This window comes from Actinomadura formosensis NBRC 14204 (genome assembly GCF_001552155.1).
GTDB classification, from domain to species: Bacteria; Actinomycetota; Actinomycetes; order Streptosporangiales; family Streptosporangiaceae; genus Spirillospora; species Spirillospora formosensis.
This window is the reverse complement of the sequence record NZ_BCQQ01000011.1, coordinates 31,607-43,823: the sequence shown is the minus strand read 5'-3', so window position 1 is coordinate 43,823 and position 12,217 is coordinate 31,607. Positions and strand designations below refer to the sequence as shown.

Genomic DNA, 12,217 nt, shown 5'->3' with positions numbered 1-12,217 from the left:
TGTTGGACAGAACCGGTCTTCTGAACAACTACTTCCCGCCCTACGTGTTTGCAATCCTAAAAAAGGGTACATGGTGAGTGATGAACTTGTCGGTACAAGTCAACCATCAGAGAAACCTTCACAAGGCTAGCAGCAGGATCTCTGGGATGTAAGGGATATCGCAAACCACCCGAAGGAGGGTTCAACATGACCGCGATGGTGGCTCTGTGGGTCCTCGGTCCCGCGGTGCTCTTCCTGGCACTGTCGCTCTATGTCGCGCTCATCGGCGTCCACACGAGGAAGCTGGACCTCCGCGGCCGGCTTCCGGTCACGGCGCCCCCGGGCCGCCGTCCGGCGCCGCTGGTCAACGTCATGCGGACGGGCGAGCCGCGTCCATGATCTTCGGTCGCCGCGGAGCGGGCCGCTGACCGTAAGGAGTTCGAGGTGGAAGACAGGCGGATGGGCGCGGAGGCGGGGATGCCGGGCGCCCCGGAGCGGCCGGTCATGGTCGAGCGACCGGCGGTGGCGGGCCCCTCGGCCGTCTTCGCGCGGCCGGCGGTGGAGTCGGTCATGTCGGACGAGCCGGGCGCGGGGGCCGTGCCGGTCGTGCAGCTCACGCCGGTTCCCGAACCGGGCGTGGCGCGGTACCCCTGGGCCGGAGCCGCACGCGTGGCCGTCTCCGGGGCCGCGGTCATGCTGATCACGGCCGAGCTGGGCCGGCGGGCCGCGGTGCCCGGACGGCTGACGGTGCTCTGCTCGGCGGGAGCGGGGGCCGCGGTCGTCGCGCCCTGGCTCGTCCCGCAACTCGTCACGCAGTTCACGCCCAGGCTCGCTTCGCCGTAAGCCCCGGCGACAAGCGAGAAAAGGGGGATTGAAGGGAGGAATGTGGCGAAAGGGGCTGTTTGGCCTGCCTTCAGCAAATTTTTTCGCCAGAAACAGGACATACAAGGTCAACTTCCCTCATACTTCGTATGAGACCGAAGAGAGGGATGAACAGTGATCGACCGTCTCCGGCCCCTGCCTCACTCGGACCCCTTCGTCGATGTCACCCGCGGCTACATCACCCGTGTCGGCGACGCGCTGCAGGCGCGCGGGGTACCGCTCTCGAACGTCTGGCTCGACCCGTCCGACCCGCGGGACGCGACCTTCGTCCTCGGGCTCCAGGCCCTCGTCTGGAACGAGTCCGAGGGCTTCCTGCTCGGCGAGTTCGTCTCCGGGGAGCCCGGGGTCCGGACGATCCTGTGCGACTCCGCCCAGCTCGGCGACGACGTCCTGCCCGATCCCCGCTCCGTCCCGGACCTGCTGGAGCACGGTGCGAAGGGTGCGCCGGTCACGCTGCGGTCCTACACCGCGGGACACGACGGTTTCGAGGACGCGCTGGCTCGCCATCGGATGCCCTGACACCGGATCGTTCGCGAGAACGCGGGTGTTTCCGTTGGTATCGGTATGGTCACGAAGAAAATTCGCTGAAACCGACGGAATCAGTGGCGGATTTCGGTTGAAGCGTCCACTATAGGGGACCTGCACGGCACGCGTGGTGTTCCGCGTGCCGTCTCCCCCCGACCCCGAATCACCGGAGTGATCGTATGTCCGTCCGACCGTGGACCCCCGAGGACCTTGGGCGTCCTACGGACGGGACCTGGGTGGACGTCGCCTTCGGCCTGGGGGAGATGTACGAGCGCGCGGGCGACCTGCAGCAGGCCGCCGACTGGTACCGGCGGGCCGCGGAGTCCGGATGCGCCGACGCCGCGCTGCGCCTCGGCGCCGTGCTCGGGCGGATGGCCGACGCCGGACCGGCGGGCGACGCGGCCGAGGATCTGCTGGCCGAGGCCACCCGCTGGCTCAGCGGCGCCCAGGACGCCACCACCCCCGACGCCATCGAGCTCATCACCGACATGCTCAACCGGCAGCTGCGGCAGGCCGCGCGCCGCGGCCTGGAGCCCGCCTCGGCCGGCTGACCCCTTCCGGTCCGGTACGAACTCCGAACCGAACCGTCTCGCCCGTCGTCGGAGTCCATGAGACCGACGACAGCGGAGGGTGGACGAGTTGAGCGGCGAGGAGCCCGGGTACGTGCCCCCGGACCACAAGACGACCGCCGAGTTCCGCGTCCCGGGCAAGGCCGCCACGGCGGACGCGGGCACGGCGGCGGATTCGACCATCGTCGACGAACCCGTGGACGACCTCGCGGACGTGACGTTCCAGGACTTCCCCGCCGACGATCCCGAGGACGACCCGGAAGCGACCTCTCGCGACCTTCCGGCCGACGACCCCGAGGGCGAGCCGGAGGACGAGCCGGGGGCGACCTTCCAGGACCTTCCCGGTGGTGATCCGGCAGCGACCTCCCTCGACGGGGCCGGGGACGATCCCGGCGTGACCTTCCGGGACGGGCCCGGGGACGACGCGGACAAGGCGTCCGTGACCGTCAGCGACATCCGGATCAAGAAGCCCGCCGCGTCCGCCGCACCTCAGGCGGCGGCATTCGAGCAGGGCGCCGTTCCCCCGCAGCCGGACGGGCGGCCGCCCGTGCCGGAGCAGCCCGCGCCGGAGCAGCCCGCGGAGGCGCCGTGGACGGCGCAGTTCGGTGCCGAAGGCGAGACCGCCTCTCCGGCCGGTGCCCCGTTCGCCTCCCCGATGCCGGCTCCCGCCCCCATGCCCGCCCCCGTCCCGGCGCCCGATGCGACCGCCCCGGCGATGCCGTCCGGGGGAGCGCCGGTGTCGCGGTCCCGGCGTCCGATGATCCTCATCGCGGTGATCGTCGCGGTGGTGCTCCTCGCCGCCGCCGTGCTCGCGGCACTGCTGTACGCCGGCCGCGGCTCCGACGGCGAGGAAAAGGCCGGGAAGCCCGCGTCTCCGGCCGCGTCCGCCCCGGCGGCCGGAGGTGCGACGGACGGGCCGGCCCCGACGGCGTCCGGCACGCCCTCGCCCGGCGGAGCGCCCGCGACGCCTCCGGCCACGGCTCCTGCGGCGGGGCAACCGCCCGTCCAGCCCGGCACGCCGCCCCCGGCGACCACCGCGCCGATCGGCCCGCTGGTGCAGGGCAAGGGGATCACGTACCAGCTCGTCCAGCAGGACGATGGGTACTTCGAGGGCAAGATGGTCATCACCAACCGCACCGACCGCCCGATGAAGACGTGGAAGCTGACGTTCCGTGCCCCCGGGGCGGACGTGAAGAACATCTGGGGCGCGCGGCTCGTCCACGGCGGCGAGAAGGTGGAGATCAAGAACCTGGACGGCGCCCCCGCGATCCCGCCCGGCGGCACCTGGGAGGTCCAGTTCGGCGCGGCCGGGCACGCGTCCACCCCCAAGGGCTGCGAGCTGAACGGCAAGGCGTGCGGCCTCTGAACGGCGTACTAGGCTCTCGAACATGCGTATCGCCAGGTTCTCCACCGACGACGGCATGTCCTTCGGCGTGGTGGAGGAGAACACCGTCGCCGTCATCGCGGCCCACCCGTTCGGTGAACTGACGTTCACCGGGCAGCGCCTCCCGCTCACCGACGTCCGGCTGCTCGCGCCGATCCTGCCCAGCAAGATCATCGCGATCGGGAAGAACTATGCCGACCACGTCCGCGAGATGGGCGGGGACGAGCCGCCCGCCGAGCCGGTGATCTTCTCCAAGCCGTCCACCGCCGTGATCGGCCCCGGCGAGGCGATCGCCTACCCGCAGAAGCTCTCCGAGCGCGTCGACCACGAGGGCGAACTGGCCGTCGTCATCGGCCGGATGTGCCGCGAGGTGCCCGCGTCCCGCGCCGCCGAGGTCATCCTCGGCTACACCTGCGCCAACGACGTCACCGCCCGCGACCTGCAGCAGAAAGACGGGCAGTGGACGCGGGCCAAGGGCTTCGACACGTTCTGCCCCATCGGCCCGTGGATCGAGACCGAGATCGACCCCGCCGACCTGGCGATCTCCACGGCCGTCAACGGGGAGGTCCGCCAGGACTCCCGCACGTCCCTGCTGCTGCGCGACGTCCCGGCCCTCGTCGAGTACGTCAGCCAGGTCATGACGCTGCTGCCCGGCGACGTCATCCTCACCGGCACCCCCGCCGGCGTCGGCCCCCTGCAGATCGGGGACGAGGTGACCGTCACCATCGAGGGCATCGGCAGCCTCACCAACCGCGTCGTCGCCCGGGACTGAACCATGGCGTTCGGCGGCTTCACCGGCGAGGCGTTCTCGTTCTACGAGGGCTTGCAGGCCGACAACAGCAAGCCCTACTGGACGTCCCACAAGGAGACGTACGAACACCACGTGCGCGAGCCTTTGACCGAGCTGTGCGCCGAACTCGAAGAGGAGTTCGGCGCGGTCAAACTCTTCCGCCCGTACCGGGACGTCCGATTCAGCAAGGACAAGTCGCCCTACAAAACACACCAGGGCGGACACACCCCCGAGGGCTTCTACCTCCAGATAGACGCGGACGGGCTGATGGTCGCCGGCGGCATGTACGCGCCGACTCCCGGGCAGCTCCGCCGCTACCGCGACGCGGTCGGCTCCGACACGTATGGCCGCGAACTCCAGACCATCGTGGACGACCTCCGCTCCGCCGGTCTGGAGATCGCCGGAGACCGGCTCAAGACCCGGCCCCGTGGCACACCCCCCGACCACCCGCGCCTGGACCTCCTGCGGCACCGCTCCCTCTACGCCCACGAAGGCTGGCCCGCCGACCCGTGGATGAGGGACCCGGACGAGGTGCTCGCGCGCATCCGCGCGTCCTGGCGTCGCCTGCGTCCCCTGGTCGAGTGGGGCCACCGCCACATCGGCCCCGTCGACTTCGGCCGCTGACCGGAATCGTTTTGGCCGTTGTCCCAAGGTCCTGTATTCTCATCGAGGCGCGAGCGACCAGCCGGAAACGGCTCGGGAGCCCGTACCTCACTGGGGTATGGTGTAATCGGCAGCACGAGTGATTCTGGTTCACTTAGTCTAGGTTCGAGTCCTGGTACCCCAGCTGCGTCCGCCCAAGGCGGACCACGCCCCCGTCGTCTAGTGGCCTAGGACGCCGCCCTCTCAAGGCGGTAACGGCGGTTCGAATCCGCTCGGGGGTACGTGGCGGGGCCTTGTGCTCATCGAGCTTCGCTCGATTTCGCCGAGGCCCGCGATTTCTTCCAGGGGGGCGACCCCCTGGAACCCCCGGTGTTCGGGCTTCGCCCGAACGTGGGCTGGGGTCCGCACGGGGGCCTTTAATCTGCGACGTCCCAGTTTCGCGATCTTCGTTCTTTGATCTCGGGACGCGCGGGAGCGTTCATCTCCGCCCGTTTTCGGTATTCACCTCAGGCTCGGCTTTGGCTTGCCAGTAGGGGAACCGCCGCAGCGTCTCCGTGTGCGTAATCAAGCGGGAGGGTGTGCAACTGTGGGGGCCGTGTGCGTGAACGGCTTCAGTCGCATGGTCTCCTCCCGGTGGGAAGGCATATCAGGGCCGCAGTCGTGCCACGGGGGGACAAGGTGTCCGGTCGTGGGGGACTTGCGGGGCGTACGGGGCGAAACTGGTTCGAGGTGGGGGCGGCGTCCGGTAAGCTGGGCGAGGCCCGGGCGGAGAACGCGCGGGCGCAACGTCCGGCCCCCGTCGTCTAGTGGCCTAGGACGCCGCCCTCTCAAGGCGGTAACGGCGGTTCGAATCCGCTCGGGGGTACACCTGGAACCGCAGATCATCGATCTGCGGTTTTTCTGTTTCAGGGTTCGCGGGCCGCGGCGCCGAATGATGCTCGGGTCGGTCCGTGGATGGCCGGGTATGGGCTCGTGGACGATCCCACGTCCACGAGGAGGGTCTTCCATGAGCGGCATGCGGGCTGTGCAGGTCGTCGGGTACGGCGAGGACCTGCGGATGAGCGAGGTTCCCGTCCCGGAGGTGGACGGGCCGTTCGATGTCGTGGTGAAGATCGGCGGCGCGGGGGTGTGCCGGACGGATCTGCACATCCTGGAAGGGCAGTGGGCCGAGAAGTCCGGGGTCGAACTGCCGTACACGATCGGGCACGAGAACGCCGGGTGGGTGCACGCCGTCGGGGCGGCGGTCACGAACGTCGCCGAGGGGGACAAGGTGATCGTCCACCCGCTGATCACATGCGGGCTGTGCCGGGCGTGCCGGTCGGGAGACGACGTGCACTGCGAGCACGGCAAGTTCCCCGGAATCGACACCGACGGGGGATACGCGGAGTATCTGAAGACGTCCGCGCGCAGCGTGGTGAAACTGGACGGGCGGCTGGAGCCGGCGGACGTGGCCGCATTCGCCGATGCGGGGCTCACCGCGTACCACGCGGCGGCGAAGGCGGCGCGGCGGCTGACGCCGCGGGACCGGTGCGTGGTCATCGGGGCCGGCGGCCTCGGGCACATCGGCGTCCAGGTGCTCAAGGCGATCAGCCCGGCCGAGTTGATCGTGGTCGACCGGAATCCGGACGCGGTGAAACTGGCGTCCGGGATCGGCGCCGACCGGGGTGTGGTCGCGGATGGGGACCATGTCGCGGAAGTCCTCGACCTTACGGGCGGTGGCGCCGAGGTGGTCGTCGACTTCGTCGGCGAGGGCGGCACGACCGCGGAAGGCGTGCGGATGCTGCGCGAGGCGGGCGACTACCACGTGGTCGGATACGGCGAGAACATCGACGTTCCCACGATCGACATCATCTCCGCGGAGATCAACATCATCGGGAACCTCGTCGGGTCCTACAACGACCTGTGCGATCTGATGGCGCTCGCGGCCCGCGGCGCGGTCACCCTGCACACGCGGAAATACGCACTGGACGACTTCCAGTCCGCGATCGACGACCTGGACGCCGGACGGATCCGGGGGCGCGCCATCCTCACGCCCTGAGACAGGTGGGAAACGGCGGCGGCGGGGAATGCCACGCCCGTGCGGTGGGGATCGAAGAGCTGGTACGCGCTGCTGATGGCGATCATGGTGCTGGTCACGGTGGACGTGCTGCTGAACGGTCCGCTCAGGCATCTCGACGGCGTCGTGCACCGCTTCAACGACGCGTATGTGCAAGGCGGATGGTTCGACCTCGTGTACGTGTGCGCCAAGTTCGGCCAACGCGGGGACCTGCTGTACATCATCGGCCCGCTGGCCGGCCTCGCCGCGCTCCGGGCCCGCTCGCTGCGCTACCCGCTCATGGCGGCGGCGATCGTCATCGTCCTGTCGGGGCTGCAGCTCGGGCTCAAGGCGGTCATCCCCCGGACGTTCCCGATCAGCAACACCGATGTGCTGTTCCACGGGGGGACCGCCTATCCGTCCGGGCACACGCTCAACGGGTTCGTGCTGGAGTGGATGATCTTCGAGCTGCTGGTCGTGGCGCTCCCGGCCCTTCGCGGTCCCTTCACGCCGCTCCGCCGGCGCAACCTCGCGGTGGTGACGGGATTCATCGCCGGGGCGGGCCTCACGCTGACCGATTACCACTGGCTGACCGACGTCCTGTTCAGCCTCGCGCTGGGCCTCATCCTCCTCGACATCGTGATCCGGCTGCGCCCCTTCACCCGGGACGTCCCGCAGTAGCCGGGATCGCGCTACGCCAGAGCGTGCCCTTGGCTGACGAGCGCGGATATGGTCAACTAAAATCACTGGCCATGGGGAGGGGCATCATGCGGGAGCAGGCCGACGGAGTGTCGCCGGGGGCGTCCCTGGCCGAGAAGGTCGAGTGGCTGATCCAGAACCTGTGGCCGGCGGACGCCGGGCCGCCGCGCAACAACGTGGAGACGGCCGCCACCATCGCGCGTGCCACCGGTGAGGACATCTCGTCCACCACCGTCTGGAAACTGCGCACCGGACGGCAGGAGAACCCGCAGTTGAAGACGCTGACCGCGCTCGCCACGTTCTTCGGCGTGCCGATCGGCTACTTCGGCTTCGCCGGCGAGTCCGACCCCATCGGCGACGACCTCACGATCAAGGCGCTGCGCCGCGACGTCGAGCAGGGCGTCATCCGCCCGGAGGTGCTGCGCGCCCTCGTCGACCTGTCCCCGCAGACCCGCCGGGTCGTCGACGAGATGATCCTCGCCGCCGCGGCGGCCGACCGCACCCGCCGCGCCTAGCGGGAGACATAGGCGAGGACGGCCAGGACGCGGCGGTGCCGGTCACCGGTGTCGGTGATGCCGAGCTTCTGGAAGATACCGCGCATGTGGGTCTCGACGGTCCGCTCGGCGAGGTGCAGCCGGGCGGCCACGCCCGCGTTGGAGTGGCCCTCCGCGACGAGGGCGAGCACGTCGTGTTCCCGTTCGGTGAGGGCCGACAGCGCGTCCCGCCGCTGGGCGGGGGCGAGGAGGGCGCCGACGACCTGCGGGTCGAGCGCGGAGCCGCCGTCGGCGACGCGGTGCAGGGCGTCCAGGAAGTCGTCGACGCGGAGCACCCGGTCCTTGAGGAGATAGCCGAAACCGCCGGACGTCACCAGCGACACCGAGTGGCGGGTCTCGATGTGCTGGGACAGCAGTACCACGGGTACGGCCGGCCGGAGGCGGCGTGCCGCGCGGGCCCCGTCGTCGGTCATCGTGGGCGGCATCCGGATGTCGATGACGGCCAGGTCGGGACGGTGCTCGCCGACGGCCGCCTCCAGGGCGTCGCTGTCCCCAACCGCGGCGACGACGTCATGGCCGGCCTCGGTGAGCAGCCTGACGAGGCCCTCCCGGAACAGGACTGAGTCATCGGCCACGACGATGCGCATGGGGGATCCTCACTTCCACGAGTGTGCCGCCGCCGGGCGGGCTGGACACCGACATCTCGCCGCCGACCGACGTCACCCGGTCGCGGACGGAGGTGAGCCCGCCGCGCGCGCCGCCGACGCCGTCGTCGGAGACGACGATGCGCAGCACGCCGGCGGTGTCGGCCACGTCGATCGTCACCGTGCCGGCGGACGCGTGCTTGAGGGCGTTCGCGTACACCTCCGACACCACGAAGTACGCCGTGGTCGCCACGACCTCGCCGACCCGCACGTCGGGTGGGACGGACAGCCGGACGGGCACGGGACCGGCGGCCACCAGGGCGTGCAGCGCGGCGGCCAACCCGTCGTCGAGCCGGGCCGGGCGGATGCCGTGGGCGAGCCGCCGCAACTCGGCGATGGTCGCCTCCAGCGCCTCCACCACGGCGTCCAGGTCGCGGTGTTCGGGGGACCCGCCGGGAAAGCGGCGTTGCAGCGAGCGCAGCCGCATCCCGGCCGCCACGATCTGCTGCTGCGCGCCGTCGTGCAGGTCGCGTTCGAGCTGGCGGCGTTCCTCGGCGGATGCCGCCAGCATCCGGGCGCGGCCGGCCCGCAACTCCAGCCGCAGCCGGGTCACCTCGATCGGCAGCCGTGCCTGCACGGCGGCGTGCCCGGCCAGGCGCAGCCGACGGGCCGACACCGTGCCGAGCACGATCGCGCCCATCTCGACCTCGCCGGTGCGCAGCGGAACGCTCACGCGGTCCGGCGGGAGGACGGCCGGGGCGCCGGACGGGTCGGCGTACTCGCCGGGCGCGCCGTGCGGCAGCCGCACCAGCAGCCGCAGGCCGGGATCGGCGAGGACGTCGCGCAGCACCGCCTCGACCGTCTCCGGCTGCGCGGTGCCGTCCCTGACGGCGTGGACGAAGCGGTGGAGACGGGCGTCCACCACGTGGCGTTCCCGGTCCACGACCCGGCCCACCCAGCCGTTGACCTGCCGGTGCAGCGGCAGCAGGACGAGCGCGGTGACGAAGGACGCCCCGCTCATGCCGAGCCTGCCGCCGGCGCCGACCGGCCCGCCGACCGCGTATCCGACGCACGCGAAGATCGCCGCGGAGATGACCGAGGTGAGCAGCCACGCGACGGATGAGCCGAGCAGCCGGTCGACGTCGAACAGGTCGTGCCGCAGCACCGCGACGGCGACGGCTGCGGGCACCGCGACCAGCATGGCCAGCAGGAAACCCGTGTAGGCGACCTCCGGTGTCGCGTCCCACCAGGTCTGCGCCGCCCAGCCGCAGGCCAGCAGTACCGGCACCGCTCCCGCGCCGAGCATCAGCCACCGCAGCCGCAGCCGGGTCACCTCGTCACCCCGCCGGTAGCGCAGCACCGGGCCGAGGACCACCGCGCCCAGCGCGGCGAGCAACCCGCCGAACGCGGCGAGCGTGAGCGGGGCCTCGAACGGGTTCGGCCGTCCGCCCTGCCGGGCGAGGATCGTCCAGGACACCACGGCGTGGACCGCGACCCCGGTCAGCGCCGCCGTCCACGCGACCGCGCGCCACCGCCGTCCCGGCGGCAGACCGGACGGGAACACCAGGCAGAGCGCGGCGAACCCGGCGAGGTTCCACACCCACGCGCCGAGTTTCACCCCATAGAGGATGTGTGCGCCCGGCCACGGCCGGGGCGTCAGGTCGGTCTCGCCCCACATCTCGACCGCGAACACCGCGGCCGGTGCCGCTCCCACCCAGGCGAGGGCCGCGCCCACCTGGCCGTCCGGCACCCGCCATCCGACCAGGCAGCCGAACAGCACCGGGATCGAGAGGACCGCGAGCGTCGCCGCCAGGACCGGTGCGGGCTCGCCCCGTTCCGGCCGCGCCCACAGCGCGACCTGCAGGCCCGCGCCCGCCGCGAACACGCCCGCCGGCAGCAGCACGCGCGGGCGCGGCGGTCCCGTCATGCCCATCCCCTCATCATGCGGCCGGGCGGTGCCGCGCGCATCCGTGCCAGCACGCGGGATTCGTCCGGCGGTGGCCCGGATGCGGGACGGCCGCCGGCCGGGCCACGCTGAGCGGCATGGAACTCATCCTCATGCTGCTGGTGTCCCTCCCGATCGGATACCTGGTCCGCGAGCGGATCGCCGCCTATCTGACGTACATCGCCGTCCACTCCTTCGTGTTCACGTTCCAGACGATGACGCTGACCAGGGCGTGGGTCGGCGGCGACACCCGGGCCTTCAGCAAGGACCCTGACGCCGTCGCGTGGAGCTACGCGGCCGTCAACCTCGCCATCTACGCGGCCGGCCTCGGCCTCGTCACACTCGGCGCGCGGCTGCGGCGCCGCCGTGGCGCCCCGCGCCCGGAGGGCGTGGACATCTCGGGGTGAACGACGTTCCGGGACCCGGGGGCCGGCCGGCCACCACCTGGTTCTGCTGCTCCGAGCCGGAGGTGCCCCACTCCAGCGGTGTGGCGGACCTCTAGGCCGCGTACCGGCGCGCGAGGGTGCGGAACGCGAGCTTCGGTTCCCAGTGCCCCGTGCGCGCATAGCCGAGCTGCGACTCCGGCGGCGCCACCTTGACCAGCGAGAACCCGGCCATGTCGAGGTCGTGGCGGGGATCGGGTGAGTACGGGGCGTCGGCGTCGATGAAGTTGTAGACGAACGCGCCGTGCATGCCCTCCGCCTCGTAGACGTCCAGCAACTCGGAGATGTAGCGGGCCTGGACCCGCTCGTCCCGGACGTATCCCGGCTGGACGAGGGGCGGGTCCTGCGTCCAGTCGACGATGTCGAACCCCGCCCCGCCGAGCCTGTCCGCGCCCCGGTACGTGCAGCAGCCGAACTCGGTGATGACGACCGGCTTGCCGAACCTGTGCAGGGCCCGCACATCCTGGACGTAGGTCGCTTCGTTCGATGCGTCCCGGTACAGGTCGACGCCGACCGCGTCGAACCCGCGCCAGTCGACCTCCTCCCACACGCCGGACGTGTAGGTGAGCCGCCCGCCGAACAGCGGCCTGACCGTCGTCAACGCCCGTCCGAGGAACGCGTTCAGCCGCTCGTTGTACCCCTCGCCCGCCGGGCCCCCGAGGTTCTCCGCCCGCTCCCTCCAGTCGGCACCGGGGACGAGGCCGGACATGAAGATCGTCAGCTCGCAGCCGAGCGAGACGCCGATCCCGGCCCCCGCGCGGCGGAGCCGTTCGGCGGCGCGGGCGACCGACGCGACGAACCGCAGCGTCGTCCGGGCGTCCTGGTCGAACCGGCGCGGCTCCAGCCACACGAACATGCCCTCGTTCGCCGCGTGGCGGGCGGACCGCATCAGCCGCCCCAGGTCGGAGCCGAGGACGATGAGCGCGTTGCAGTGCAGATCCCGCCGGATCGCACGGATCTCCCGCCGCACGAACTCCGGCTTCCACACCGCGCGCTCGGTGTCGTAGTTGACGCCGCGCTGCGGCAGCCGCCGTCCCGGCGCGGCCCGCGCGATCCGGACCGGGCCGGACGCGACGGCCGCGGCCGCCCCGGCGAGCACGATACGGCGCTTGATCGGCACCTGTGGCATGGTCTGCTCCTCGCTGGTCGAGCCGCCCTGCCGCAAGTGTTTCCGGGACGCCACCGGCGCGGCGTCGGCCACCGGGCGGTGCGCGCGGCGACCTAA

The 12,217-nt window shown here is 71.4% G+C and carries 14 protein-coding genes and 3 tRNA genes; 14 read left to right on the top strand and 3 right to left on the bottom strand.

Annotated features, from left to right (window positions below; translation table 11 throughout):
* Positions 1 to 186: 186 nt before the first annotated feature.
* The 13 genes from AF1_RS04655 (at position 187) to AF1_RS04595 (ending at position 7,981) form a co-directional block, all read left to right on the top strand.
* A complete protein-coding gene (locus AF1_RS04655; RefSeq protein ID WP_067793744.1) occupies positions 187 to 378 on the top strand; it encodes a hypothetical protein in 192 nt (63 codons plus the stop codon).
* Between the two features lie 45 nt (positions 379 to 423).
* Complete coding sequence (locus tag AF1_RS04650; RefSeq protein ID WP_131732685.1) at positions 424 to 822, top strand: hypothetical protein; 399 nt, start codon at positions 424 to 426, stop codon at positions 820 to 822.
* Between the two features lie 153 nt (positions 823 to 975).
* A complete protein-coding gene (locus AF1_RS04645) occupies positions 976 to 1,380 on the top strand; it encodes a DUF6292 family protein (RefSeq protein WP_067793742.1) in 405 nt (134 codons plus the stop codon).
* 185 nt (positions 1,381 to 1,565) lie between these two features.
* Positions 1,566 to 1,937 carry an SEL1-like repeat protein gene (locus AF1_RS04640; protein WP_067793741.1) on the top strand — a complete coding sequence of 124 codons (372 nt, stop codon included), beginning with the start codon at positions 1,566 to 1,568 and terminating at the stop codon, positions 1,935 to 1,937.
* An 88-nt stretch (positions 1,938 to 2,025) separates the two neighbouring features.
* Positions 2,026 to 3,321 carry a cellulose binding domain-containing protein gene (locus AF1_RS04635; protein ID WP_131732686.1) on the top strand — a complete coding sequence of 432 codons (1,296 nt, stop codon included), beginning with the start codon at positions 2,026 to 2,028 and terminating at the stop codon, positions 3,319 to 3,321.
* Between the two features lie 22 nt (positions 3,322 to 3,343).
* Positions 3,344 to 4,111, top strand: a complete 768-nt coding sequence (locus tag AF1_RS04630) for a fumarylacetoacetate hydrolase family protein (protein WP_067793739.1) — start codon at positions 3,344 to 3,346, stop codon at positions 4,109 to 4,111.
* 3 nt (positions 4,112 to 4,114) lie between these two features.
* A complete protein-coding gene (locus tag AF1_RS04625) occupies positions 4,115 to 4,753 on the top strand; it encodes a DUF2461 domain-containing protein (protein WP_067793738.1) in 639 nt (212 codons plus the stop codon).
* Between the two features lie 91 nt (positions 4,754 to 4,844).
* Positions 4,845 to 4,916, top strand: a tRNA-Gln gene (locus AF1_RS04620).
* Positions 4,917 to 4,940: 24 nt separating this feature from the next.
* A tRNA-Glu gene (locus AF1_RS04615) sits at positions 4,941 to 5,013 on the top strand.
* Positions 5,014 to 5,524: 511 nt separating this feature from the next.
* A tRNA-Glu gene (locus AF1_RS04610) sits at positions 5,525 to 5,597 on the top strand.
* A 150-nt stretch (positions 5,598 to 5,747) separates the two neighbouring features.
* Entirely contained in the window at positions 5,748 to 6,770 is a 1,023-nt protein-coding gene (locus AF1_RS04605) for an NAD(P)-dependent alcohol dehydrogenase (RefSeq protein ID WP_067793777.1), read from the top strand.
* A gap of 39 nt (positions 6,771 to 6,809) precedes the next feature.
* Positions 6,810 to 7,448: a phosphatase PAP2 family protein gene (locus AF1_RS04600; RefSeq protein ID WP_067793737.1), complete on the top strand. Its 639-nt coding sequence runs from the start codon at positions 6,810 to 6,812 to the stop codon at positions 7,446 to 7,448.
* A gap of 71 nt (positions 7,449 to 7,519) precedes the next feature.
* Positions 7,520 to 7,981 carry a helix-turn-helix domain-containing protein gene (locus AF1_RS04595; RefSeq protein ID WP_131732687.1) on the top strand — a complete coding sequence of 154 codons (462 nt, stop codon included), beginning with the start codon at positions 7,520 to 7,522 and terminating at the stop codon, positions 7,979 to 7,981.
* On the opposite strand, the gene AF1_RS04590 is transcribed toward AF1_RS04595, so the two are convergent.
* Both AF1_RS04590 and AF1_RS04585 read right to left on the bottom strand, forming a co-directional pair.
* Positions 7,978 to 8,607 carry a response regulator transcription factor gene (locus tag AF1_RS04590; RefSeq protein ID WP_067793735.1) on the bottom strand — a complete coding sequence of 210 codons (630 nt, stop codon included), beginning with the start codon at positions 8,605 to 8,607 and terminating at the stop codon, positions 7,978 to 7,980. The genes AF1_RS04595 and AF1_RS04590 overlap by 4 nt on opposite strands.
* Positions 8,585 to 10,531 carry a sensor histidine kinase gene (locus AF1_RS04585; protein ID WP_165488390.1) on the bottom strand — a complete coding sequence of 649 codons (1,947 nt, stop codon included), beginning with the start codon at positions 10,529 to 10,531 and terminating at the stop codon, positions 8,585 to 8,587. Before AF1_RS04585 ends, AF1_RS04590 begins: the two co-directional genes overlap by 23 nt.
* A 116-nt stretch (positions 10,532 to 10,647) precedes the next feature.
* Here AF1_RS04585 and AF1_RS04580 point away from each other — a divergent pair, with 116 nt between their 5' ends.
* Positions 10,648 to 10,956: a hypothetical protein gene (locus AF1_RS04580; RefSeq protein WP_067793733.1), complete on the top strand. Its 309-nt coding sequence runs from the start codon at positions 10,648 to 10,650 to the stop codon at positions 10,954 to 10,956.
* 91 nt (positions 10,957 to 11,047) lie between these two features.
* Here the strand turns inward: AF1_RS04580 and AF1_RS04575 are convergent, their stop codons facing one another.
* Positions 11,048 to 12,121, bottom strand: a complete 1,074-nt coding sequence (locus AF1_RS04575) for an abortive infection protein (protein WP_084262454.1) — start codon at positions 12,119 to 12,121, stop codon at positions 11,048 to 11,050.
* Positions 12,122 to 12,217: the final 96 nt, after the last annotated feature.